This is a genomic window from Roseovarius sp. EC-HK134, from assembly GCF_902498815.1.
Lineage (GTDB): Bacteria > Pseudomonadota > Alphaproteobacteria > Rhodobacterales > Rhodobacteraceae > Roseovarius > Roseovarius mucosus_A.
The window spans coordinates 3,223,675-3,247,824 of sequence record NZ_LR701544.1; the positions used below are offsets into that span (position 1 = coordinate 3,223,675).

Consider the following 24,150-nt stretch of genomic DNA (forward strand, 5'->3'; position numbering starts at 1 on the left):
GCCACGCGAGATGACCATTCAGTTCAATAACGAGACCTTCCGCGACGATTATTCGTTCCGCAATTCGGCTTGGGCGATCAAGCGGTTCCCGTTCCCGTTCCACGAAGACAGCTATATGTATTCGGTCAATATGGAGCAGCATCGCGGCGGGCCTGCGGGCTCGGTCTATGAAAAGCGGTTCGATGTCGACGAGCATTACCTGTCAGAGATGCGCGACCGGGCGCTGGTGCTGGCCGATGATCCGCTGCGCTGTCAATCTTTGCCGCATATGACGCTGGCCGGGTGGGACGTGCTCGAGCTTATCATGACCTGCAAGGCCGAGGATTACCCCGACCTCTTTGAACTGCACCGCGATGGCAACCGCTGGCGCTGGATCAACAAACCGATGGGGATCGACCACAGTTTCACCTTTCTTGACCCAACCACGCTGCCCTGCGGCCCATTGGAATATATCACCCGCCAGACGCAGGGCGATTTCGCGGTACTCGATCAGCGCGACGAGATGCTGTGGATGGATGCCGGGATGGTCACGACACAGGCGGATTGGTCGCTTGATTTCGATATCGGCATGAATTTCTTTGAATGGCACGCGCCGGTGCCCTTGGCGCATGAGATGGGGATTTTCCAGCGCGCGCTGAAATTCCTGCTTAATGTGCAGCAAGGCGCGCCCGCGCGGCGGCTGAACTGGACGATGACGGTTAATCCGCTCTTGGATACCAGCCCCGAGAACTACCACAAATGGGGTGTGCAAAAGACCACGCTGACGCCCGAGAACATCGGCGCGAAACAGCATTTGCGGGTGGAGTTGCAGACGTTTTTCCGGCTGCCGCGGTCCAATGCGCTGCTGTTTCCGATCCGGTGCTATCTGATTGCGTTTCAGGATGTTGTCAGCGTGCCGAAATGGGGCCGCCGGTTGCACCGTGTGGTGCGCGATCTGCCCGAGGAACTGGCGACCTATAAGGGGTTCATCGCCAATCGCCCGATGATGATCGAGTATCTGAGCCAGTATGACGATGGCCTGCCCACCAGCCCCGGTATCTGGCCAGATCTGGAGACAGAGCCGCCGTTACAAAAGTGAGGGGGTGCGGTGGCTGTTGCCAAGGGTGCCCCAATTCCCTGCGCGGATCGCCGGGCTGTTCCGCGGCCTAGCGAACCGCGCACCTCATTGTTTGCGGTTAAGGCAAGCAACCGTTCCCTCAAGCCTCAGCTTTTCTGGGGATAGCTGATGATTGACAGATACCGGATCGGGAAACGGATCAACTGGTCCGGCCCGTGCGGGGCGTCGGCATCAAAAAACAGGGTATCGCCGGGGGTAAGGTGATAGGTCTCGTTGCCATGGCGATAGCCGACTTCGCCGTCGAGCATGTAGATCATCTCGATCCCCTCATGCTGAAAGGTCTTGAACGTGTCGGATTCGGAGTTGAGTTCGATCAGATAGGGCTCGACCATAACGCCGCTGCTGTTCGATCCGATGTGACCCAAGAGATTGTATTGATGGCCGGCGCGGGTGCCGGCGCGCTCGATCTCGACGCCTTGGCCCGCCTTGGTATGCACCGCCTCGCGGCGTTCTTCGTATTCCTTGAAAAACGCGGTCAGCGGCACCGAAAGCGCATGGGCCAGTGTTTGCAGCGTGGTCAGCGAGGGCGAGGTGTTGCCGTTCTCGATCTTGGAGAGCATGCCGATGGAAAGTTCGGTCATGTTCGAAAGCTCGGCCACGGTGATGTTCTGTTTCTTGCGATAGGCGCGCACCTCGCGGCCGATGGCAACCTCAAGCACTTTTTCACGCTCGTCGCGCAGCTTATGAGGGTCCTGAGTCAGTTTGACCAATTTCGCGGGTTCCATGATGCTCATTGTTTTCCTCTCAGATTTAGGCCGGGCGGATCGAAAATGCCAGAATGTCTATTTTACCTTATGCTCTTCACCATATTGCATAATTTTTTCCCAAGTGGAAAATGTTACGTAGAGGCAAAAGCGCTAAGGGCAAAAGGCCGACCGAGATGACACAGCGCGTGATCCGAATAGGGTTCCTGATCTTTCCGGGCTTTCCGATGTCATGCCTGACCTCGGTGATCGAGCCGTTGCGCGCGGCCAATGAAATCTCGGGACATCGCACATTTGCCTGGGATTTGGTGGCTGAAGGCGCGGAGCGCGTCATGTCGAGCGCTGGCATCGGGTTTGAGCCCGGTCGGCGGCTGTCCGAGACCGATGATTGCGATTACCTGCTGCTGCTGTCGGCCCCCACCAGCCGGTTTGCCGATGCACGCTCTGCGGCGCATCTGCGACGCATGGCGCGGCATGGCACGGTGCTGGGGGCGATCAGTGGTGGTGTCTTCCCGCTTTTGCGCAGCGGGGCGGTGGCGGATGTCGCGCTATCGGTGCATTGGTGCTATGAGGCGGCCTTTCTGGCCGAGTTTCCCGGCGTTCCGGCCTCGGATCAGGTGATCGAGATCACGCCACGCTGTGTCACCGCCTCAGGCGCGGCGGCGGCGTTTGATCTGGCGCTGCATATGGTCGACACAGCGCTAGGGGCGGGCATTGCCACCGAAGTGGCCTGTTGGTTCCAGCATCCGATGATGCGCAAGGCGGGCGTGCAGCAAATGGTGCCGGTGCTGGGCGAGGGGGCGCGGGCCACCGATCTGCCGCCGATGGTGGCGCGGGCGATTGATCTGATGGCGCAGCATATGGCGGCCCCGCTGTCGATGGCGGAGGTGGCCGAAGATCTGGGCATCACCCCTCGGCATCTGGAGCGCAGTTTCAAGCGCGCGACAGGCCAGAATCCGACCAATTATTTCCGCGCCATGCGGATGAAGGCGGCGCGGCAGATCGTGATGTATTCCAACGACACGATGGCGCAGATCGCAGAGGCCGTGGGCTATGCCAGTTCCAAGGTGTTGGTGCGGCATTACCGGGATGCCTTTGGCATTTCACCGCGCGAGGATCGGCAGCGGATCAACCTGACGCGGGTCAAAGGCAATCTGCCGGTGCCCTCGGTCTGAGGGCCAAGGCGCGGTGCGCCCCATCTCAACCACACCTGTCCCGGGCTTGGCCCGGGACCTCGCCGAGATGGGGAAGAGGCGCCGGGGCGATATGATCCCGAGCAGATGCAATGTGGCCTAGCGGCGCAATCCCGTGCCGATCTGGTTCAGAATCGCCTCGATGGCGCTGTCGGGCGCGTCACCGGCACCGGAAACCCGCGCCTTGATGGCGTCAAACCGTGCGCGCAGCGCGATTTTTTCGGACCCTTGGCAATCGTTCCACGGTCTGCCCTGCAGGCCCATCACAAGGGCATAGTAGCCGATGAAATGCGGGGACGTGCCGTTGCGCAAAAGCGCCTCATAGGCGGCATCAGCCCCCATGGCGCGCAGGCTGTCGGCGTCATGGATACCCGCGCGGGCATAGCCTGCGTCCGAGGCGGGGCCGAGATTGCGGATGGACGAGACAGGAGCGGGCATCGGTGGCAATCCGTTGAACTGGTAGGCCCGGAGGGACTCGAACCCCCAACCAAAGCGTTATGAGCGCTCTGCTCTAACCAATTGAGCTACAGGCCCGACCTGAGGCAACTGGTAAGCTGGAGGCGCGGCAGGGTCAAGGCTTTGAGATTGCGCAGCGGCGGCCAATCGGCTAACGGGTGGCGCATTCTAGCGATGGGGACTTGAGGCCATGACCGAGCGACAGAACGGGATCACCTATGCCGATGCGGGCGTCGATATCGACGCGGGCAATGCGCTTGTGGAACGGATCAAGCCTGCGGCCAAGCGGACCAACAGGGCGGGCGTCATGTCGGGGCTTGGTGGCTTTGGCGGGCTTTTTGATCTCAAGGCTGCCGGGTTCTCTGATCCGGTGCTGGTGGCCGCGACCGATGGGGTGGGCACCAAGCTTCGGATTGCGATTGACACGGGCCATGTCGATGGCGTGGGGGTCGATCTGGTGGCGATGTGCGTCAATGACCTGATTTGTCAGGGTGCCGAGCCGCTGTTTTTTCTTGATTATTTCGCCACCGGCAAGCTGGAGCTGGAGCAGGCGACGCGCATCATCGAGGGCATTGCGCGGGGCTGCGAAGGCTCTGGCTGTGCCTTGATCGGCGGCGAGACCGCAGAGATGCCGGGCATGTATCCCAAGGGCGATTTCGATCTGGCGGGTTTTGCCGTGGGTGCGATGGAGCGGGGCACGGAACTGCCGGCGCATGTGGCGGAGGGTGATGTTCTTTTGGGGCTCGCCTCGGACGGGGTGCATTCCAACGGCTATTCGTTGGTGCGCCGGATTGTCGAGATGTCGGGGCTGGGCTGGACGGATGCCTGTCCTTGGGCCGAGGGCAGTCTGGGAGAGGTTCTGCTGACGCCCACGCGGCTTTATGTGCGCCCCGTTCTGGCGGCGCTGCAGGCGGGCGGGATCCACGGTCTTGCGCATATCACGGGCGGTGGTCTGACAGAGAATCTGCCGCGGGTGTTGCCAGAGGGGCTGGGGGCCGAAATTGACCTTGGCGCATGGCAGCTTCCGGGGGTGTTTCGCTGGTTGGCGGAGACGGGCAATATGGCCGAGGCAGAACTGCTGAAGACGTTCAATTCCGGCATTGGCATGATTGTCGTGGTTGCGGCGGACGAGGCCGAGGCGATTGAGGGGGCGCTGCGCGAGGCAGGCGAGACGGTTCACCGTTTGGGGCAGGTTGTGCCCGGCAAGGGTGTGACGTATCGGGGCCGTCTTTTGTGAGCAAACGCGTCGCGATCTTTCTCTCGGGCGGCGGGTCGAACATGCGCGCCCTGGTCACGAGCATGACAGGCGAGCATCCGGCGCGGCCTGCGCTGGTGCTGTCGAACCGGGCGGATGCAGGCGGTATTGCCTGGGCTAAGGCGCAGGGCATCGCGACCGAGGTTGTGGATCACCGGCCCCATGGCGGTGACCGCGCCGCGTTTGAGGCGGAGATTGACGCGCGGCTGCGGCCCTATACCATCGACATCATTTGTCTGGCAGGGTTCATGCGCGTGCTTACGGCGGGGTTCGTGACACCTTGGCAGGGGCGGATGATCAATATTCACCCCTCGCTTTTGCCAAAGTACCGCGGGCTGCACACCCATGCCCGCGCGCTGGAGGCGGGCGAGCAGGAGGCGGGTTGCACCGTGCATGAGGTGACAGCGGAATTGGACGAGGGGCCCATTCTGGGGCAGGCGCGGGTGCCGGTGCTGGCAACGGATACGCCCGACACGTTGGCGGAAAGGGTGCTGGTGCAGGAACATATCCTTTACCCTGCGGTGCTGCGGCGCTTTGCCCAAGGCAATCGCGCGCCTCTCTATCTGCCCTGAGCGCAGCGGTTGCATTTCTGGCGTTCTTCTCTATAGCTTGGGGCCGGGGGACAGAACCGGGCATTCAAGACAAGAGCAAAGATCACCCCATATGAAAACCATTACCACGACTGACGATCTGGCGGCCTTTTGCGCCATGGCGCGCAAACACCCCTATGTGACGCTCGATACCGAGTTTCTGCGTGAGCGCACGTATTATTCCAAGCTCTGCCTCTTGCAAATGGCTGTGCCGGGTGCGGATGACGACACTGCCGTTCTGGTTGATCCGATTGACGGTGCCGAGATGTCGATGGAGCCGCTTTACGAGCTGTTTCGCGACACATCGGTGGTCAAGGTGTTCCATGCCGCGCGGCAGGATCTGGAAATTTTCCACGTTGATGCCGGGGTGATTCCTGATCCGTTGTTTGACACGCAGGTGGCGGCCATGGTGTGCGGGTTTGGCGAGCAAGTGGGCTATGAAACGCTGGTCAAGCGGATTGCCAAGCAGACGGTCGACAAAAGCTCTCGGTTCACCGATTGGTCGCGCCGACCGCTGACCGAGGCGCAAAAGGTCTATGCGCTGGCGGATGTAACGCATCTGCGGGTCATTTACGAATATCTTGCGAAGAAGCTGGCAAGTTCCGGGCGCGACAAATGGGTGGCCGAAGAGCTGAGCGTGCTGACGGATCCCGCCACCTATCGCACCGACCCTGCCGATGCTTGGCAGCGGGTCAAGACGCGCAACACCTCGCCCAAGTTTCTGGCCATTCTGCGCGAATTGGCGCGGTTTCGCGAAGAATACGCGCAATCGCATGACGTGCCGCGCAGCCGGGTCTACAAGGATGATGCATTGGTCGAACTGGCGTCAACCAAGCCTGTGACGCATCAGGATTTGCTGCGCGAGGCGCGCAAGGGCGACATTGCCGATGGAATTCTTGCAGCGGTCAAGGCGGGGCTGGAATGCCCGGCAGAGCGGATGCCGCGCGCCGAGGCCTTGGAAGATCGCGCGCAGGTCAACCCGGCGCTGGCGGATCTGTTGCGGGTGCTGCTCAAGGCCAAGAGCGAGAGTTATGGCGTGGCGGCCAAGCTGATTGCCAGTGCCAGTGACCTTGACGCCATTGCGGCGGGGATGCGCGATCTGCCCGCGCTGCGTGGCTGGCGGCTGGATGTGTTTGGTGCGGACGCGCTGCGCCTGTGCAAGGGCGAGGTGGCCTTGGCGGTCAAGGGCAGTGGCGTAGAGACTGTGGATCTCTGAGCACTGCGGGGCGCGCGCGGCAGGGGCCGTGCCCTCTGCCCTCAGCGGCGGCTGACCTGCTCGTTGCGCGCGCCGATGACGCGAATCTCATTGGCGCGCTCGAGCGCCTGATTTGACAGGAACACCCCGGCCAGCACCGTGCGGGCACGTTCAGAGCCTTGCGGCTGATCCTCGGGTTGAATGGCCATGAGGCGCAATTCCAGCACGCCGTTCACCGGCTCATTTTCGGTGTCGGACACGAGGCGCACGTCAAACGCACCTTGGCGCAGGGCCACGCCTTCGACCCGGACGATACCACCGTCGCTGGTGCGCTCGATCACCATACGTGTGACCTGATCCACCGGCGTGCCTTCATAGACTTTGTCCCGGCGGCGACGAAAGATCGTGTCTTCGCGCTCGGGGATGAGGGGATTGGTATTGGCGGGCGCGGGTTCGGCAGTGCGGCGGCGCGGCGTGCTGCGCCCGAACCAATTGCGCGGATTTGCGCGAGAGCGGCGATATCCGCCACAGCCCGCCAAAGCCGACATTGCCACCAATGATAGAAAGACCCGCCGTTGCATGCCATGCGCCCCTGTCATCTTTTCCTTCCGACTATCCTATCCTCTCTGGCTTGAAAAGGTGCAAGCGGGGTCTGGACCTTTTTCCGGCCCGGCCCTAGGTCTGAGATAGACTGCTAGGAGAGTGTCATGGCCACTGCCGCCTTTGAAGAGATTGTTGAGGATTTCGAGTTTCTCGACGATTGGGAGGATCGCTATCGCTATGTGATCGACCGGGGCCGGGCGATGGAGCCGCTGGAGGCGGCGCTCAAGGTGCCTTCGACCAAGGTGGAGGGCTGTGCCAGTCAGGTTTGGTTGCATCCCAGAATCGAAGCGGGCGTTTTCAGCTTTGATGGCGATAGCGATGCGATGATCGTGCGCGGCCTGATTGCGGTGCTGCGCACGCTTTACAACGGCGTGCCGGTGGCGGAGGTCGAGCGTGTCGATGCCCCGGCCGAATTGGCCCGGCTGGGACTGGATGCACATCTGTCCGCCCAACGTTCAAACGGGGTGCGCGCGATGATCGAGCGGATCAGGCTGGTGGCGTCAGAGGCCGCGTGAGAGGCGAGGTTTGGGGGCGCTGCCCCCAAGCCCCCGAGGTATTTTCAGCCAGATGAATTGCAAATCAATGCGTTGCGGCCTGTTTCTCAAGTGATGCTTTAAGATCGCCATAGCCGGTGAAACGGTATTCATAGGCAAGACCCAGGCGGTCGGCGCAGTCTTGCGCCTTGGCGCGCAGGGCGGGGTCATCGGTTTGTGCCTGATAGACCAGTTTGGTGTAATTGCCAAAAATCATGTCGCGCAGCTGCGGGTGACGGTCAAGGCCCATCGGTTTCCAGACGAATGCATCGAACTGCCGCACCAGAAAATCGGTGAGGTAAAAGGCGCTGATTTCATCCTCATGCGCGGCAAAGCGGTCCAACCCTTCGTAGAACGCATAGCAATGTGGGCCAGCCACCATTTCAACGCCAAGGTCGGCGCATTTCGCCTGCAAGAGCCCGCCCGTGCCGCAATCGGCATAGACCACGAAAATGCGGTCATATTTGGCGCGTTGGGCGATCACGGCCTTTTCCACCTCTTCGGTGATCTTTTCCGGGTAGAGATGCAGTTTGGCGGGAAGGCATTGTAAATCCATGTGATCCCACCCGTTGTGACGTTTGAGGGCGAGAATTTCATGCGCGAGGGCCCCGCAGGCGATCAGGAGAAGGCGACCGCGACCTTCGGCCTCTAGCCCTTGGGTGGTGAGATGATCGTCGGTCAGATCCATGGCCGGTTCCCTCAAATGCAAACGGCCCGCGCAGGGGCGGGCCGTGTTGGAGCGTTTTGGATGCTCAGCTCGCGGCCAGCCGGTTGTGTTTGCGCGCCATGAAATCCTTGGCGGTTTCCACGGCCACAGCGGCATCGCGGCAGTAGGCATCGGCACCGATGGCCTTGCCAAATTCTTCGTTGAGCGGTGCGCCACCGACCAGCACGATATAGTCATCGCGTTTGCCCTGTTCGACCAGCGTGTCGATCACGACCTTCATATAGGGCATGGTGGTGGTCAGCAGGGCCGACATGCCGAGGATGTCCGGCTGTTCGGTTTCCAGCGCGTCGAGGTATTTTTCGACCGCGTTGTTGATGCCGAGATCGACCACTTCGAAACCGGCCCCTTCCATCATCATGCCGACAAGGTTCTTGCCGATGTCGTGGATGTCGCCCTTGACGGTGCCGATCACCATTTTGCCCACGCGCGGTGCGCCGGTTTCGGCCAGGAGCGGCTTGAGGATGGCCATGCCGCCCTTCATCGCATTGGCCGCGAGCAGCACTTCGGGGACAAAGAGGATACCATCGCGGAAATCCTTGCCGACGATGGTCATGCCACCGACGAGTGCCTCGGTCAGCACGCGGTAGGGGGCCCAGCCGCGATCCAAGAGGATGTGCACGCTCTCTTCGATCTCTTCCTTGAGGCCGTCGTAGAGGTCGTCGAACATCTGTTGGACAAGCTCGTCATCGTCGAGGTCGGCGAGGATGATGTCGTCGTCTTGGTCGGACATTGGGGGAATCCTTGAGTTCTCTGCGCGCGCGCATCTGGGTTGACTGGACGCAGCTTTCGTCAATTTGCGGCGCGGCCACTTTCCGAATTGCGACGCTGCCCGCGCCGCAACCGACGTATAGCTTGAAATCGCGCGGGATGTGACTGAATTATCAGCATGATGATTATCGGTTTCTTGCAAGTGTTCGCGTTATGTTCCATTTTGGGGGCATGAAACCAGAGCAAACCCTTCCCAATGATCTGCGCGTGCGGGCGCGGGGCGCGTTGAGCAACGCCGCGGGCCGGTTCGAGGCCTATGGCGTTGCCTATGAGGCTGAGGACCCCGGGGAGGCGGCGCGTGTGTTGCGCACGCAGGTGACGACAGAGCGACCGCGCCGGGTGATCACCTATAATCGCTCGCCCGATCTGCCGTTTGATCGGTCGATCAATCCGTATCGTGGCTGTGAACATGGCTGCATTTACTGTTTTGCGCGCCCGAGCCATGCCTATCTGGGCCTGTCGCCGGGGCTTGATTTCGAGACACGGTTGATCGCGCGGCCCGAGGCCCCCGCACGGCTAGAGGCAGAGTTGCGGGCGCGCAGCTATAAGATCGCACCGATGGCGATTGGCACCAATACCGATCCCTATCAACCGATTGAGGCAGAGTTTGGCATCACCCGCGCCTGTCTGGAAGTGTTGCAGCGCTTTAATCATCCGGTGGCGGTTATCACCAAAGGGGCGCTGATAGAGCGGGATTTGGATATTCTGGGGGATATGGCGGCGCGTGGGCTGGCGCGGGTGGGCATTTCTATCACCACCCTTGATGAGGTGCTGGCGCGGCGGTTGGAGCCGCGCGCGCCTAGTCCGGTGCGGCGATTGGAGATCATCCGGCGGTTGTCCGAGGTGGGGGTTCCGGTGCGGTTGATGGTGTCGCCAGTTGTTCCGGGGCTGACCGATCCGGAGATCGAGGCGATTTTGGCGGCCGGGCGCGAGGCCGGGGCAGGGGCCGCAAGCTGGATCATGCTGCGGCTGCCGCGCGAGGTGTCGCCTCTGTTTCAGGAGTGGCTGGCGGCGCAGTATCCCGACCGGGCGCGCAAGGTGATGAACCGGCTGCGCGAGATGCATGGCGGGCAGGAGTATAGCGCCGAGTGGCACCGGCGGATGCGAGGCGAGGGGGTGCATGCCCGCATGATCGCGCGCCGGTTTGATTTGGCGGCGCGTCGGCTGGGGCTGGATCAGGCGCAGGCGGTGTTGCGCACGGACCTGTTCGAGGTGCCGCTGGCGCGGGGGGATCAGTTATCGCTGTTTTGAGAGCGGCGTCCACTGATCCGGGCAAGCACGAGCAGTGTTGCGACCAAGGCTGCGGGGAAAAGCACGAGGATCATCAGATCTTCGCCGCGCATATCCCAGGGCATTGGAAACACACATCGGCCATTTGGGCTGCCAAATGCGCAGGCAAGGCCGGAGATCCAGATATAGCCCGCGATCCATGCCACAAGGGCCAGCAGGGCGGCGGCAAGGAAGATGCGGCGCATCATCTTCCCTGACATGCCGATCAGCCGCGCCTGCGGCGCGGGCGGCGGGGGGCTGCGGTATCGTCACCGGTGCCATCCCCGCCCGATGAGAAGCCGCCAAGCGCCTCGGTGATCTCTTCCAGTGTGGGGCGGGCACCGCGTGGGCGGTTCTCCAGCGCGGCGCGCATTTTCGAGAGGTGTTCGGGCATGGTGCCGCAGCAGCCGCCAATGATCGTGGCACCGGAGTCGCGGGCCAGCACGGCGTATTCGGCCATCAGTTCGGGCGTGCCATCGTAGTGGATGTGACCGTCATGATATTTCGGGATGCCGGCATTGCCTTTGGCAATAATGGGTCGCTCAGATCCTTGGGCGACAAAGCCGAGAATGGTGCGCAACAAATCCGAGGCACCGACACCGCAATTGGCCCCATAGGCCATCGGGGGGTTGCCCAGTTTTTCCACCATGGTGGCCATGTCGGACGAGGTGACGCCCATCATCGTGCGCCCGGCGGTGTCAAAGCTCATGGTGCCGCACCACGGCATATCGGCGAGTTTGAACGCCTCGGCGGCGGCCTTGTATTCTTCGGGGGCGGAAATGGTTTCGAGCCAGAGCACATCGGCCCCGCCTTCCTTGAGGCCTTCGGCCTGTTCGTGGAAAATCTCGACTGCCAGTTCATGGGTGAGCGCCCCCATCGGGGCCATGATTTCGCCGGTGGGGCCAACAGAGCCCGCAACGATCACCGGGCGGTCGTATCGGTCGGCCACGTCGCGGCCAATCTCGGCAGAGATGCGCGACAGCTCGCGGGCACGGCCCTGTGCGCCATGCAGTTTCAGACGCGCCGCGTTGCCGCCAAAGGAATTGGTGAGAAACAGGTCGCTGCCCGCATCCACGGCCTCGGTATAAAGGCGCTTGATCCGGTCGGGATGCTGGTCATTCCACATTTCGGGCGCATCGCCCGATTGCAGACCCATGTTGAAAAGATTGGTGCCGGTGGCCCCGTCAGCGAGAATCCAATCGCGAGTGGCGAGCATCTTGGTGAGGGCGTTTGTCATTTGGGCTGTCCCGTAATCCGTGAGCACGCAGATGTGCCATTAAATCAGGCAAGCGCGCAAATGCATAAATTTCATGTAAATGGTGAGGCGCGTTTGTATTGCCTGACCAAGACGTGAAGGGCGCGCCATGATGTGACGCGCCCCTGATTTCGTCGAATGAGCAGGCTCAGGCCTCTTTGGCCAGTTGGCCTTTGGCGATCTTGAGCAGCTCATCCATCTTGGCGCGGATGGTGTCGGCATCGGCGATGTCACCAAGATCCGATGCGACCTTGCGCACCACATCTTCATGGCCGGCCTCTTCAAAGTCGGCCTTGACCACTTCGAGGGCGTAGGTGTTGGCGTCATCGCCGGTTTTGCCCATCAGCTCTGCAGCCCAGAGGCCGAGAAGCTTGTTGCGGCGGGCCACGGCGCGAAAGGCCATTTCCTCGTCATGGGCGAATTTGTTTTCGAATGCGCTTTCGCGATCGTCAAAGGTGGTCATTGGGCCGGTCCCCTTGCATGCGTTGCCGTTGCTTCCGATATGCAATCTGGCACGCAAAAGGGCAAGGGGCCAACGCCATCTTGCGACGTGTTGGCCCATGCACTATGAGAGCGCATCGGCATGAGGGGACTCACGCCCCCCACCCTCAACGATGGAGTTCCCATGGCGCGGCGCAAGAAGATTTATGAAGGCAAGGCCAAGACCCTCTATGAGGGCCCAGAGCCGGGCACGATCATCCAGTATTTCAAGGATGACGCCACCGCCTTTAACGCCGAAAAGAAGGCCGTGATCGAGGGCAAGGGCGTGCTGAACAACATGCTGTCCGAATATTTCATGACCGGGCTCAACACCATCGGCGTGCCGACGCATTTCATCAAGCGGCTGAATATGCGCGAACAACTGGTTCGTGCGGTCGAGATCATTCCTCTGGAAGTGATCGTGCGCAACTATGCGGCGGGCACCATGGCCAAGCGTCTGGGGATCGAGGAAGGCACGCAATTGCCGCGCCCCATCGTGGAATATTGCCTCAAGGATGACAAGCTGGGCGATCCGCTGGTCACCGAGGAACATATTGCCGCCTTTGGTTGGGCCAGCCAGCAGGATATGGACGATATCCTCAGCCTCGCGCTGCGCGTCAACGATTTCATGGCGGGCGTGATGTATGGCGTTGGCATCAAGCTGATTGATTTCAAGATCGAGATCGGCCGCGTCTATGATGGCGATTTCCAGCGGCTGATCGTGGCCGATGAAATCAGCCCCGACAGTTGCCGGTTGTGGGATATCGCGTCAGGCCGCAAGCTTGACAAGGATGTCTTCCGCCGCGATCTGGGCAGTCTGACGGATGCCTATACCGAGGTGGCGACCCGTCTGGGTGTCATGCCCAAAGGCAGCACGCCGATGGCGCGGCCAAAACTGATCAACTAAAGAGGTATCCCATGAAAGCGCGCGTGCATGTCATGCTGAAATCCGGCGTTCTTGATCCGCAGGGCGAGGCGGTGCGCCATGCCTTGGGGTCGATGGGCTTTGACTGTGTCGAAGCGGTGCGGCAAGGCAAAGTGATCGAGCTGGATCTGGCAGAGACCGACGCGGCCAAGGCCAAGGCCACCGTCACCGAGATGTGCGAAAAGCTGCTCGCGAATACCGTGATCGAAAGCTATTCGGTGGAGTTGGCCTGATGCATGCCGCCGTCATCGTCTTTCCCGGCTCTAACTGCGACCGCGATCTGGCCGTTGCATTCGAGCGCGCGGGCGCGCGGGTGTCGATGGTCTGGCACAAGGATACGGACCTGCCGCAGGGTGTCGATGTGGTGGGCGTGCCGGGTGGGTTTTCCTATGGCGATTACCTGCGCTGCGGCGCGATTGCCGCGAATTCGCCGATCTGCCGGTCAGTTATCGCGCATGCGGACAAGGGCGGCTATGTGCTGGGTGTCTGCAACGGCTTTCAGATCCTGACCGAGACGGGGATTTTGCCGGGTGCCTTGCTGCGCAATGCGGGTCTGAAATATGTCTGCAAGCCGGTGGGCCTGCGGGTGGCGACGGCTGATAGCGTCTTTAGCCATGGCTATGAGGCGGGCCGCACCATCACCGTGCCGATTGCGCATCACGACGGCAATTATTTCGCTGATTCCGCAACACTTGACCGGCTTGAGGGCGAAGACCGTGTGGCCTTTACTTATACGGACAATCCCAATGGTTCCGCGCGCGATATTGCGGGCATCCTGTCCGAGAATCGCCGGGTTCTGGGCATGATGCCGCATCCCGAGCGGATGGCCGAGCCGTTGCAGGGCGGCACCGATGGGGCCGCGCTCTTTAGCGGGCTGATGGGGGCGCTGGAACGCGCCTGAGCGCTTGCGCTTGAGAAGCGGCGCGGCGCGGCATAGTCTGATCGCATGAGCAAAGCTGCCACTTCGACCGCACGGCACCGGATGCGCACCATTTCATGGCGCGCGCGTGCGGTGCTGTTTTGCCTTTTTGTGGTGGCGGTGGCGGTGGTTCTGACCACCAACCGCCTTTTGACGGATCGCTTTACCGAGAACACGCGCAACCGCGCAGAGCTGCGGCTGGTGCTGTATTCGGGTAACCTGCTGTCGGAATTGCGCCAGAATGCGATTGTGCCGCAGCTCTTGGCGCGGGACCCGGCGCTGATTGCGGCGCTCAACACACAAGACTATGCGCAATCCACACAGCGACTGATTTCATTTCTGGAAGAAATCGGTGCGGCGAACTTGACGCTGCTCGACAGGGACGGGCGGGCGGTTGCGACGACAGAGCGGGCGCGTCTGGGCGAGAGTCACAAGGCCGCCGCCTATTTCGTGGATGCGATGCGCTCGCGCGATACGATTTTCCATGTTTTGCGGCAGGAAACGGGGCAATTCAACTTTTACTACTCGCGCCGGATCGAGACGCAGAACGGCACCTTGGGGGTGATCGTTGTCGAAGTAGACTTGCGCAAATACGAGCGCGCCTGGGCCGGGATTTCCGATGCGGTCATGGTCACGGATACCGAGGGGCGGATCATTCTGGCCACCGAACCGCGTTGGCGTGGCTTGACAGAGGCCGAGGCGCTGCGCCGCGAGCCGGTCAACAGCGCCATCCAGCGCGCCATTCAGGCGACCTCGGATTGGACGGCGCTGCCGGCGGATGCCTATGTGCGCGGCGAGGCGGTGATGCGGGTCGAGGGGCGCGTGGCCTTTCGCGGCTGGCGGATCGCCGGGTTCACTACTTACACGGCGGTGCGTGACAAGGTGAACGGCTATCTTGCGCTCGAGATCATGGGATTCGCGATTCTTCTGGCGCTTGCGTTTTACTTTCTCAATCGCAAGGCGGCGCTTCGGATGGCGCTGTTTCAGCGGGAATCGGCAGAGCTTCGCGCATTGAATGCCCGCCTCCAGCGGGAAATCGCCGAGCGTAGACGCGCGCAAGAGAACCTCGCACAGGCCGAACAGACCATTCAGCAAAGCTCGAAATTGGCGGTTCTGGGCGAGATGTCGGCGGCGGTCAGTCACGAGTTGAACCAACCGCTTGCGGCAATGAAAACCTACCTTGCGGGGGCGCGGCTTTTGCTGTCGCGCAACCGGCCCGACGAGGCGATCTCGGCGTTTCAGAGGATCGACGATCTGATCGAGCGGATGGGGGCGATCACCAAGCAGCTCAAGTCCTATGCCCGCCAGTCAGGCACGCAGTTTTCCCCTGTAAACATGGCGGATGCGGTGGCCTCGGCGCTGTCGATGATGGAGCCGCAATTGCGTCAGCGCAAGATCACCATCACCCGCACTTTGCCCGATCAGCCGGTGATGATCATGGGCGACCGGGTGCGTGTGGAACAGGTGATCGTCAACCTGTTGCGCAATGCCATTGATGCCACCAATACCGTGCCCGATGCCATCATCGACATTCTCTTGGCGGCGGGGGAAACGGCGGTGCTGACGGTGCGTGACAACGGTGAGGGGATCGGGGATTTCAAGAACCTCTTTGAGCCCTTTTACACCACCAAACAGCCAGGCGACGGGGTGGGGCTGGGGCTTGCCATTTCCTCGGGGATCGTCAACGACCTTGGCGGACGTCTGGTGGCGCGCAATGCGCCCGACGGGGGGGCTGTATTCGAGATGCAGCTTCCCATATTGGCCGAAGAGACCCGTGCAGCGGAGTGATGTAAAATGCCAGCAGCCATGAAAATCGCCATCGTCGATGATGAAAAAGACATGCGCCAGTCGATCAGTCAGTGGTTGGCCCTGTCGGGCTATGACACCGAGGCCTTTGCCTCGGCGGAGGATGCGCTGAAATCGCTGGGGCCGGATTATCCCGGTATCGTCGTGACCGACGTGCGGATGCCCGGTATGGACGGGATGCAGTTTCTCAAAAAGCTGATGGGGGCCGATAGTTCGCTTCCGGTGATCATGATCACGGGACATGGCGATGTGCCCATGGCGGTCGAGGCGATGCGGATCGGCGCCTTTGATTTTCTGGAAAAACCGTTCAACCCGGACCGTATGACTGAGCTGGCGAAGAAGGCCACCAACGCCCGGCGCATGACGCTGGACGCGCGTGCGCTGCGCAAGGACCTGTCGGATGGGGGCCAGCTGATGAAAAAGCTGATCGGCACCAGCAATGCTATGGAGCGGTTGCGCGAGGATATTCTCGATCTGGGGCAGGCCGATGGCCATGTTCTGATCGAGGGCGAGACCGGCACCGGCAAGACGCTGGTGGCGCATGCGCTGCATGCGGTGGGGGCGCGCGCGGGGCGCAAGTTTGTGTCGGTGGCCTGTGCTGCCTTTGATGACGAGGGGCTGATCAAGCGCCTGTTTGGCCCGGTGCAGCCCGAGGATGCGCGCCTGCCCGCCTTTGAAGAGGCACGCGGCGGCACCCTGGTGCTGGAAGATATCGAGGCGCTGAGCGAAGCGGCGCAGGCCAAATTGCTGACCCATATCAACGCCGAGGGCACGCCGCCCGAGACCCGTGTGGTGGCCATTTCGAACATGCAGGACGAGGGGCATACCTGTGAGGATGCGCTGCGCTCTGACCTGTTTTACCGTCTGGCCAGCCTGCGGATCACCGTGCCGCCGCTGCGTCAGCGGGGCGAGGATATTCTGACGCTCTTCACCCGCTTTGCCGAGCAGTTTTCAGAAGATTACGGCTGTGACGCGCCGCAGGTCAGCGCGCAGGAGGCCACACAGCTTTTGCAGGCGCCTTGGCCCGGCAATGTGCGTCAGCTCTTCAATGTGGCCGAGCGCGCGGTGTTGCAGGCCCGGCGGGGGTCGGGCACGATCACATCGTTGCTGATGTCGGACCATCAGGACATGCAGCCGGTGATGACCACCGAGGGCAAGCCGCTCAAGGAATATGTCGAAGCGTTCGAGCGGATGCTGATCGACAACACGATGCGCCGCCACAAAGGCAGCATCGCGGCGGTGATGGACGAACTTTGCCTTCCGCGTCGGACATTGAACGAGAAAATGGCCAAGTATAATTTGCAACGGTCCGACTATCTTTGAGGGCGGCACGCGCTGCTTTTCATTTTGTCCATTGTCATTGGCATAGGGGTCGCTTTACTGTGACACTATGGTGACGGGCGTAATCCGCCCCGAAACCTCGAGAGATTCGCTGTTTCAGTCCTCCGTCCGGATCAGTCCGACATGATTGAGCAGACCGATTGGGTCCCGTTCACGGGGGCCACATACAAGCCTGACCCTTGAAAACGGTGGACAGGCCCTGAATTGGCTCCGCGAGGGGCCGGAGAAGAAGAACCGCGATGAAGCGCGCGAGACATCACTTTGTCAGTGCAGGGGCCGATACCGGCACCCTTGGCTGCGCGTCCGCCATCGCCCTTATCAGACATCTGCCGCAACGCGCCGCCCTACCGGGGCAGGCGGCCGCGCCGCGATGCAAACGGAAAACATGGCTACGAAAATGCTCATTGATGCCACCCACGCCGAGGAAACTCGGGTTGTGGTGGTCGACGGAAACAAGGTCGAGGAATTCGACTTTGAGTCTGAAAATAAACGCCAGATAGCTGGCAATATCTATCTGGCCAAGGTGACGCGGGTTGAACCCTCGCTTCAGGCGGCCTTTGTAGATTACGGCGGAAACCGGCATGGGTTTCTGGCGTTCTCGGAGATACATCCCGATTACTATCAGATCCCGGTCGCCGACCGCGAGGCCCTGATGGCCGAGGAAGAGGCGCTGGCCAACGCGCAAAACGACGAGGACGAAGATCGTCCGCGTCGCAGCAGCGGTGGCGAGGGGCGCAGTGACGGACGCAGCGAAGGGCGCAATAGCCGCTCGCGGTCACGGTCCCGCTCGCGCACACGCGCCGAAAAGACGCAAACTGACGATGCGGTGGCCACCTCTGAAATCTCGGGGATGGAAACCATCGACCTTGAGGACGAGACCGCCGCAACCGCCGAAGTGCCCGAGGCCACATCGCCGATGGAGCGCGTGGCCGAGACCCCGGTGGAAGAGCCCGAGGATAACGGTGCCGACGAGGCGGGCGAGGATGAGCCCGAGACCGACACCCGCGATCATGCCGCTCAGGATGACGAGATCGAATCCGTCGCCGAAGAGGATGACAGCGAAGATATCCGCCCGGTGCGCAAGCCCCGTGCGCGGCGCTACAAGATCCAAGAGGTCGTCAAGGTCCGCCAGATCATGCTGGTGCAGGTCGTCAAGGAAGAGCGCGGCAACAAGGGGGCGGCGCTGACCACCTATCTCAGCCTTGCAGGTCGCTACTGCGTGCTTATGCCCAACACCGCGCGTGGCGGTGGCATCAGCCGCAAGATCACCAATGCTGTAGACCGCAAGAAGCTCAAGGAAATCGCCACCGAGATCGACGTGCCGCGCGGCGCGGGTCTGATCGTGCGCACCGCCGGGGCGAAGCGCACCAAGGCCGAAATCAAGCGCGATTACGAATATCTGCAGCGTTTGTGGGAACAGATCCGCGAGTTGACCCTGCGCTCTATGGCGCCGGCGAAAATCTATGAAGAGGGCGATCTGATCAAGCGTTCGATCCGCGATCTTTATAATCGCGAGATTGATGAAGTGCTGGTCGAGGGCGAGCGCGGCTATCGCATCGCCAAGGACTTCATGAAGATGATCATGCCGTCCCATGCCAAGAACGTGAAGCATTACGTCGATCAGCAGCCGCTCTTTGCCCGCTTTCAGGTGGAAAGCTATCTGTCGGGCATGTTCAACCCCACGGTGCAGCTCAAATCCGGCGGCTATATCGTGATCGGTGTGACCGAGGCGTTGGTTGCTATCGACGTCAACTCTGGCCGTGCCACCAAGGAAGGCTCGATCGAGGAAACCGCGCTCAAAACCAACCTTGAGGCCGCCGAAGAGGTGGCGCGTCAATTGCGCCTGCGCGATCTGGCTGGCTTGATCGTGATCGACTTTATCGACATGGACGAGCGCCGCAACAACGCTTCGGTGGAAAAGCGGCTCAAGGACAAGCTCAAGACCGACCGGGCGCGTATTCAGGTGGGCCGCATTTCGGGCTTTGGCCTGTTGGAAATGTCGCGCCAGCGTCTGCGCCCCGGCATGATCGAGGCAACGACGCAGCCATGCCCGGCCTGCCATGGCACCGGGCTTATCCGGTCGGATGACAGCCTTGCGCTGTCGATCCTGCGTCAGATCGAGGAAGAGGGCGTGCGCCGCCGCTCGCGTGAGGTGCTGGTGAAATGCCCGGTGGGCATCGCCAACTATCTGATGAACCAGAAACGCGATCACGTGGCGCAAATCGAAGGGCGCTATGGCCTGTCGGTGCGGATCGAGGGTGATCCGCGTTTGGTCAGCCCCGATTTCACGATGGAAAAGTTCAAAACAGCGACCCGGAACGTGCCCGAAGTGCCGATGGCGCAATTCGTGTCCGGCACATCGGCGCTGATGGATGACATCGACGACGAGGTCGAGGACGAGATCGACGAGGAGGTCGAAGCCGAAGCGGGCGACGACGCCAAGAGCGCGCCGACCACCGGGGGCGATGGGGGCGACAAGCCCAAAAAGAGCCGTCGCCGCCGTAGCCGCCGCCGCAAGCCCAAGAATGGCAACGGTGCAGAGCGCAATGGCGAAGGCACCGATGAAGATCGGGAGGACGATGACGCTGAGGCGTCCGAGGGGAGCGAAGAGCAAGACAGCGCTGTACCTGCGGTTGTTGCTGAGCCAGAGGCCCCGGTTGAGGCCCCGGCTGAGGTGACGGCAGAGGCCGAGGCGCCTGTGGTCGCTGAGGAGCAGCCGAAGCCCAAGCGCACCCGCGCACCGCGCAAGAAGAAAGAGCCCGCAAGCGCAGCGGAGGCAGTCTCTGACGAGGAGGCCCCCAAGGCCAAGGCGGCAGCGAAGCCCAAACGCACCCCAACGCCGCGCAAGAAGAAAGAGCCCGAGGCCACGGCGGCGGTTGCAGATGAGAGCAGCGTGACTGCAGCGTCAGAGGCGGCAGTGCTGCCAACAGAGGCAACACCAGCGCCGGTTGCTGAGGTGGCCCCTGAGCCGGTTGCAGAGGTGACACCAGAGCCGGTTGCAGAGGTGGCACCGGAGCCGGTTGCAGAGGCAGAAGCGCCTGAGCCCGCGCAAGCGCCTGAACCTGTGGCCGAAACCCCGGCACCGCAGGAAGAGCCAAAGCCAAAGCGCCGCGGCTGGTGGTCTTTGGGCTGAGCGGAAGAAAACGAAAATCAAGGATGCCGCGCCCTCGGGTGCGGCATTTTTCGTTGTATGGCAGGAGCGCGTCGCGTCTGATCGGTTTCCCATCGCCCCTGCCCAGAGCCAGGGACGTGACGCAGCTGCTGCGAGGTCCCGGGGCAAGCCCGGGATGTGTGTGTTCCAGCGGTCGCGGAACGCCTTAGCGCGTCTTGCGGATCACGTAGGTCTGCACGCCATTCGCATCGGTCGCGGAAATCAGATCATGCCCGGATTCGGCGCAGAAATGCGGCACGTCGATCACGGCTGCGGGATCATCCGCCTGCATCGCGATCACCGCGCCGATACCCATGGATTTCAAGCGCTTGCGCAGCTTGAGAACGGGCAGGGGGCACAATAGGCCGCAGGCGTCGAGCGTATCATCGGGTGTCATGAGGCGTGAGATAGCGGGCTTGTTACAGCCTGTCCACAAGGTTGTGACAGAATGTCGGGTGACGCGGGTCGCAGTGCGGGCTATGTCTGGCGCATGTTCGGAATCGAAATCATAGACGCAGCGCTTTTGCCCGCAATGTTCGTGGCCTTGGCCGCTGGAATCATCTCGTTTCTCAGCCCTTGCGTTCTGCCGATCGTTCCGCCCTATCTGGCCTATATGAGCGGGGTCAGCCTGAATGATCTCTCTGAGAGCGGGCAGAGCCGGGCGCGGGCCGTTGTGCCGGCGCTGTTCTTTGTATTGGGCCTCTCGACGGTCTTTATCTTTTTGGGGTTCACCGCCTCTGCCATTGGCACGGTGTTTCTGCAATATCAGAGATATTTCAATACGGTAGCAGGCATTCTTGTGATGATTTTCGGCGCGCATTTCGTGGGCGTCTATCGGATCAAATTCCTTGACCGCGAGGCGCGGCTGGATGCGGGCGACCGAGGCGGATCGTCCTTTGGGGCCTATATTCTGGGGCTGGCCTTTGCCTTTGGCTGGACGCCTTGCATCGGTCCGCAACTGGGGGCGATCCTGTCTTTGGCGGCGTCAGAAGGGTCGGTTGCGCGGGGCACGATGCTCTTGGCGATTTATGCCATTGGCCTTGGTGTGCCGTTCCTGCTGGTTGCTGCCTTCTTGCCGCGTCTGCAGGGGCTGATGGGCTGGATGAAACGCCATATGGAGCAGATTGAGCGGGTGATGGGGCTTTTGCTTTGGACCATTGGTCTTTTGATGCTCACCGGCGGCTTTTCGGCGTTTTCCTTTTGGTTGCTCGAAACTTTCCCCGCCCTAGCGGTGCTTGGATAACGCCTTACGCTTGCCCGATTTCCGCGCTAGGTTTGCTGCAACATGAGGTTGGACATGAGCAGCGAGCCCCAAGTGCGCCGCAGGCGCGTGTTTTATATTCCGGGCTATGACCCGATTCCACCGCGCCGATACCGCGAGCTTTACCGCAAGGAAAGCGCTGAGCAGGCTGTTATTTCCGGATATGAAATCAATGTCTTGCAAGCCAAAGCTCAGGCGCGATTTGGCTGGAATGTCTCTGCGCAGATTGAGGGGGCCGAGGTTGAGAGCGCGGTTGAAGTGCTGGTCTGGTCCGATATCGTCAAAGGCAGCATGGATCAGGGGATTTTGGCCACCTATGTGCAGCTGATCCGCACGGCGGCGATCTATATCGGCACGGGCGCGCTGTTTCGGCTTATGCGGTTGCGCAAGGGTCCGGTGATTGCGGCGCTTTATCCGGTTGGATTTCTGTTGGTGCAGCTTGGCATAGCGTTCATGGTGGCGTGGGGATTGGGCCGCGAGCTGGCGCTTTGGCATCCGTGGGCGGCGTGGGGCGGGCTTGGTGTTGTGCCGTTCATTCTTGAATGGTTCCGGCGTCTGGATGGCCGGTTTTTTGCCTATTACCTGATGCATGATTACGCCTATTCGGCGCGGTATCTGGGGGCCAATCCGCCTGAATTGGAGGCGCGGATGGCGGAATTCACCGCCGAGATCGCGCAGGCCTTGCAGGGAGATTGTGATGAGGTGCTGGTGGTTGGCCATTCCTCGGGCGCGCATCTGGGGGTGTCGATTCTGGCCGATCTGATCCGGGGTGGGCAGGTGCCCAAGCACGGCCCGGCGCTGTCGTTCCTGAGCCTTGGGCAGGTGGTGCCGATGGTGTCCTTTCTGCCGCGCGCGTACCGGCTACGGGCCGATTTGGCCTATCTGAGCGCGCGGGACGAGGTGACTTGGGTGGATGTCACGGCACCCGGCGATGGCTGCGCTTTTGCGCTTTGCGATCCGGTGGCGGTGTCGGGCGTGGCCCCAAAGGACAAACGCTGGCCGCTGGTGATTTCGGCGGCGTTCACCCAAACGCTGAGCGCCGAGCGGTGGCGCGCCTTGCGGTGGCGGTTTTTCCGGCTGCATTTTCAATATCTTTGCGCCTTTGATCGGCCCGGTGACTTTGACTATTTCCGCGTCACGGCAGGGCCATTGACACTGGCCGCGCGGTTTCGTGACAGACCGCCCTCAAAAAGCCGGATCGAGCGTGCCACCTCGCGGTACACGAGCCTCGCCCCATGATCCCGCCCAAGCCGCCCGCGCGCCCGGACCATGTGTCGCTCTGGCGGTATCTGCGCCTCTTTCGGGCCGATATTCTGTCGGCACAGCCTGCGCGGCTTTATCGCGCGTGGATGGCTGAATTTCGCACGCCGTTCTTTCGCTCTTACCTTTGCAATGACACAGGCCTGGTTGATCTGGTGCTGAAACAACGCCCCGATGATTTCCCGAAATCCGCCCGCGTGTCCGAAGGATTGCGGCCCCTGCTGGGGCAATCGGTCTTTGTCACCAATGGCGAGACATGGAAGCGGCAGAGGCGCATCATTGATCCCGCATTCGAAGGCGGGCGGTTGCGCGATACCTTTGCCGCGATGGTCACAGCCGGGCAGGGGGCAGTTGCGCGGCTGGCCCCGCTGGCCGATGGCAGAGGGTTTGATATTGAGGGCCACACCAGCCATGCCGCCGCCGATGTCATCTTTCGCACGCTGTTCTCGCTGCCCATCGAGGATCGCACCGCCGCGCAGGTGTTTGACGCCTTCAAGGCGCATCAGCGCATGCAACCCGTGCTGAACCTTGCCGCCTTTGTGCCCTTGCCCGGTTGGTTTCCAAGATTTCATCGCCGTCAGACGCGGGTGACGGCGCGGGCCATCCGGGGGCTGATCACAGAATTGACCGCCCGGCGGCAGGCCGAGATTGCGGCGGGCACCGCGCCCGACGATCTGGCGACCAAGATCATGACCACTGCCGATCCGGAAACCGGCGCGCGGTTTGACACCGAAGAGATGGTTGATCAGGTGGCGATCTTTTTCCTCGCGGGGCATGAGACGAGCGCGTCGGCGCTGGCTTGGGCGCTGTATCTTCTGGCGCTTTATCCCGAGTGGCAAGAGCGGGTGGCCGAAGAGGCAGAGGCGGTTTTTGGCCCCCGTGCGCCAGAGTTTTCCGATATGGCGCGGTTGCGTGTTACCCGCGATGTGTTTCGCGAGACGCTGCGCCTCTATCCGCCGGTGCCGATGATGGTTCGCGAGACGGCCTGCCCCGAAAGGTTCCGTAACCGTGATATTCCACGTGGCGCGCAGGTGGTGATCAGCCCCTGGCATCTGCATCGGCACGAACGGCTTTGGGATAATCCCGATGGGTTCGATCCGGCGCGCTATGGCACCGAGAATGGTAAGACCTGTCTGCGCGAGGCGTTCATCCCGTTTTCCGCCGGGCAGCGGGTTTGCACCGGGGCGGGGTTTGCGATGATTGAGGGGCCTTTGCTGTTGGCCATGCTGGTTCGGGCCTATCGCCTTCGCCCGGTGGCCGAGCGCCCACCGGTGCCGGTGGCGCATCTGACGGTGCGGGGGCGTGACGGGATCTGGCTTAAACTTTCGCCAAGGTGACCGGC

25 protein-coding genes and 1 tRNA gene are annotated in these 24,150 nt (G+C 61.6%); 16 read left to right on the forward strand and 10 right to left on the reverse strand.

Features of this window, described 5'->3' with window-relative positions; all coding sequences use genetic code 11:
- The first annotated feature begins 10 nt into the window (after window positions 1–10).
- On the forward strand, window positions 11–1,078 hold the full coding sequence (locus GC127_RS19420) for a DUF3445 domain-containing protein (RefSeq protein ID WP_008280800.1): 1,068 nt from the start codon (window positions 11–13) through the stop codon (window positions 1,076–1,078).
- A 125-nt stretch (window positions 1,079–1,203) separates the two neighbouring features.
- Here GC127_RS19420 and GC127_RS19425 read toward each other — a convergent pair whose 3' ends face one another.
- Window positions 1,204–1,851 carry a helix-turn-helix domain-containing protein gene (locus GC127_RS19425; RefSeq protein WP_008280801.1) on the reverse strand — a complete coding sequence of 216 codons (648 nt, stop codon included), beginning with the start codon at window positions 1,849–1,851 and terminating at the stop codon, window positions 1,204–1,206.
- Between the two features lie 146 nt (window positions 1,852–1,997).
- Here GC127_RS19425 and GC127_RS19430 point away from each other — a divergent pair, with 146 nt between their 5' ends.
- Complete coding sequence (locus GC127_RS19430) at window positions 1,998–2,996, forward strand: GlxA family transcriptional regulator (RefSeq protein ID WP_008280802.1); 999 nt, start codon at window positions 1,998–2,000, stop codon at window positions 2,994–2,996.
- Window positions 2,997–3,113: 117 nt separating this feature from the next.
- Here the strand turns inward: GC127_RS19430 and GC127_RS19435 are convergent, their stop codons facing one another.
- Both GC127_RS19435 and GC127_RS19440 read right to left on the reverse strand, forming a co-directional pair.
- Window positions 3,114–3,452, reverse strand: coding sequence for a TfoX/Sxy family protein (locus GC127_RS19435; protein ID WP_081506073.1), 339 nt, complete (start codon window positions 3,450–3,452; stop codon window positions 3,114–3,116).
- Window positions 3,453–3,471: 19 nt separating this feature from the next.
- Window positions 3,472–3,548 (reverse strand) — tRNA-Ile (locus tag GC127_RS19440).
- Window positions 3,549–3,660: 112 nt separating this feature from the next.
- Between GC127_RS19440 and purM the strand changes: the two genes are divergently transcribed.
- The 3 genes from purM to rnd all read left to right on the forward strand — a co-directional run bounded on the left by purM (window position 3,661) and on the right by rnd (window position 6,531).
- Window positions 3,661–4,707, forward strand: a complete 1,047-nt coding sequence (gene purM / locus GC127_RS19445; protein WP_151979254.1) for a phosphoribosylformylglycinamidine cyclo-ligase — start codon at window positions 3,661–3,663, stop codon at window positions 4,705–4,707.
- Entirely contained in the window at window positions 4,704–5,297 is a 594-nt protein-coding gene (gene purN, locus GC127_RS19450) for a phosphoribosylglycinamide formyltransferase (RefSeq protein WP_151979255.1), read from the forward strand. Before purM ends, purN begins: the two co-directional genes overlap by 4 nt.
- A 91-nt stretch (window positions 5,298–5,388) precedes the next feature.
- On the forward strand, window positions 5,389–6,531 hold the full coding sequence (gene rnd / locus GC127_RS19455) for a ribonuclease D (RefSeq protein WP_151979256.1): 1,143 nt from the start codon (window positions 5,389–5,391) through the stop codon (window positions 6,529–6,531).
- A gap of 41 nt (window positions 6,532–6,572) precedes the next feature.
- On the opposite strand, the gene GC127_RS19460 is transcribed toward rnd, so the two are convergent.
- Window positions 6,573–7,091, reverse strand: a complete 519-nt coding sequence (locus GC127_RS19460) for a hypothetical protein (RefSeq protein ID WP_037297690.1) — start codon at window positions 7,089–7,091, stop codon at window positions 6,573–6,575.
- Window positions 7,092–7,217: 126 nt separating this feature from the next.
- On the opposite strand from GC127_RS19460, the gene GC127_RS19465 reads away from it, so the two are divergent.
- A complete protein-coding gene (locus tag GC127_RS19465; protein WP_151979257.1) occupies window positions 7,218–7,628 on the forward strand; it encodes a SufE family protein in 411 nt (136 codons plus the stop codon).
- 64 nt (window positions 7,629–7,692) lie between these two features.
- On the opposite strand, the gene GC127_RS19470 is transcribed toward GC127_RS19465, so the two are convergent.
- Complete coding sequence (locus GC127_RS19470; protein WP_151979258.1) at window positions 7,693–8,334, reverse strand: DUF1638 domain-containing protein; 642 nt, start codon at window positions 8,332–8,334, stop codon at window positions 7,693–7,695.
- 64 nt (window positions 8,335–8,398) lie between these two features.
- Window positions 8,399–9,103: a corrinoid protein gene (locus GC127_RS19475; RefSeq protein WP_008280810.1), complete on the reverse strand. Its 705-nt coding sequence runs from the start codon at window positions 9,101–9,103 to the stop codon at window positions 8,399–8,401.
- Between the two features lie 191 nt (window positions 9,104–9,294).
- Between GC127_RS19475 and GC127_RS19480 the strand changes: the two genes are divergently transcribed.
- Window positions 9,295–10,392, forward strand: coding sequence for a PA0069 family radical SAM protein (locus tag GC127_RS19480; RefSeq protein ID WP_151979259.1), 1,098 nt, complete (start codon window positions 9,295–9,297; stop codon window positions 10,390–10,392).
- Here GC127_RS19480 and GC127_RS19485 read toward each other — a convergent pair.
- The 3 genes from GC127_RS19485 to GC127_RS19495 all read right to left on the reverse strand — a co-directional run bounded on the left by GC127_RS19485 (window position 10,374) and on the right by GC127_RS19495 (window position 12,128).
- Window positions 10,374–10,619, reverse strand: coding sequence for a methionine synthase (locus GC127_RS19485; protein ID WP_151979844.1), 246 nt, complete (start codon window positions 10,617–10,619; stop codon window positions 10,374–10,376). The genes GC127_RS19480 and GC127_RS19485 overlap by 19 nt on opposite strands.
- A 17-nt stretch (window positions 10,620–10,636) precedes the next feature.
- On the reverse strand, window positions 10,637–11,647 hold the full coding sequence (bmt, locus tag GC127_RS19490) for a betaine--homocysteine S-methyltransferase (RefSeq protein WP_081506081.1): 1,011 nt from the start codon (window positions 11,645–11,647) through the stop codon (window positions 10,637–10,639).
- Between the two features lie 166 nt (window positions 11,648–11,813).
- Window positions 11,814–12,128 carry a DUF1476 domain-containing protein gene (locus GC127_RS19495; RefSeq protein WP_008280815.1) on the reverse strand — a complete coding sequence of 105 codons (315 nt, stop codon included), beginning with the start codon at window positions 12,126–12,128 and terminating at the stop codon, window positions 11,814–11,816.
- Window positions 12,129–12,290: 162 nt separating this feature from the next.
- On the opposite strand from GC127_RS19495, the gene purC reads away from it, so the two are divergent.
- The 6 genes from purC (at window position 12,291) to GC127_RS19525 (ending at window position 20,269) form a co-directional block, all read left to right on the forward strand.
- Window positions 12,291–13,052 (forward strand): phosphoribosylaminoimidazolesuccinocarboxamide synthase, encoded by a 762-nt coding sequence (purC, locus tag GC127_RS19500; protein WP_008280817.1) that lies wholly within the window; start codon window positions 12,291–12,293, stop codon window positions 13,050–13,052.
- A gap of 11 nt (window positions 13,053–13,063) precedes the next feature.
- Window positions 13,064–13,303: a phosphoribosylformylglycinamidine synthase subunit PurS gene (purS, locus tag GC127_RS19505; RefSeq protein ID WP_151979260.1), complete on the forward strand. Its 240-nt coding sequence runs from the start codon at window positions 13,064–13,066 to the stop codon at window positions 13,301–13,303.
- On the forward strand, window positions 13,303–13,971 hold the full coding sequence (purQ, locus tag GC127_RS19510) for a phosphoribosylformylglycinamidine synthase subunit PurQ (protein WP_151979261.1): 669 nt from the start codon (window positions 13,303–13,305) through the stop codon (window positions 13,969–13,971). Before purS ends, purQ begins: the two co-directional genes overlap by 1 nt.
- 81 nt (window positions 13,972–14,052) lie before the next feature.
- Window positions 14,053–15,777 carry an ATP-binding protein gene (locus GC127_RS19515; protein WP_198133587.1) on the forward strand — a complete coding sequence of 575 codons (1,725 nt, stop codon included), beginning with the start codon at window positions 14,053–14,055 and terminating at the stop codon, window positions 15,775–15,777.
- A 6-nt stretch (window positions 15,778–15,783) separates the two neighbouring features.
- Window positions 15,784–17,118 carry a sigma-54 dependent transcriptional regulator gene (locus tag GC127_RS19520; protein ID WP_037297593.1) on the forward strand — a complete coding sequence of 445 codons (1,335 nt, stop codon included), beginning with the start codon at window positions 15,784–15,786 and terminating at the stop codon, window positions 17,116–17,118.
- Window positions 17,119–17,521: 403 nt separating this feature from the next.
- Entirely contained in the window at window positions 17,522–20,269 is a 2,748-nt protein-coding gene (locus GC127_RS19525; protein ID WP_151979262.1) for a ribonuclease E/G, read from the forward strand.
- 184 nt (window positions 20,270–20,453) lie between these two features.
- Here GC127_RS19525 and GC127_RS19530 read toward each other — a convergent pair whose 3' ends face one another.
- On the reverse strand, window positions 20,454–20,684 hold the full coding sequence (locus tag GC127_RS19530) for a sulfurtransferase TusA family protein (protein WP_081506085.1): 231 nt from the start codon (window positions 20,682–20,684) through the stop codon (window positions 20,454–20,456).
- A 93-nt stretch (window positions 20,685–20,777) separates the two neighbouring features.
- Here GC127_RS19530 and GC127_RS19535 point away from each other — a divergent pair, with 93 nt between their 5' ends.
- From GC127_RS19535 to GC127_RS19545, 3 genes are read left to right on the forward strand one after another with little or no spacing between them, the layout of a single operon-like run.
- Window positions 20,778–21,530 carry a cytochrome c biogenesis CcdA family protein gene (locus GC127_RS19535; protein WP_151979846.1) on the forward strand — a complete coding sequence of 251 codons (753 nt, stop codon included), beginning with the start codon at window positions 20,778–20,780 and terminating at the stop codon, window positions 21,528–21,530.
- 54 nt (window positions 21,531–21,584) lie between these two features.
- The gene (locus GC127_RS19540) at window positions 21,585–22,787 is read left to right on the forward strand and encodes a hypothetical protein (RefSeq protein ID WP_151979263.1); all 1,203 of its coding nucleotides are present in this window, start codon (window positions 21,585–21,587) and stop codon (window positions 22,785–22,787) included.
- A complete protein-coding gene (locus tag GC127_RS19545) occupies window positions 22,784–24,145 on the forward strand; it encodes a cytochrome P450 (RefSeq protein WP_151979264.1) in 1,362 nt (453 codons plus the stop codon). Before GC127_RS19540 ends, GC127_RS19545 begins: the two co-directional genes overlap by 4 nt.
- The last annotated feature ends 5 nt before the right edge of the window (window positions 24,146–24,150 follow it).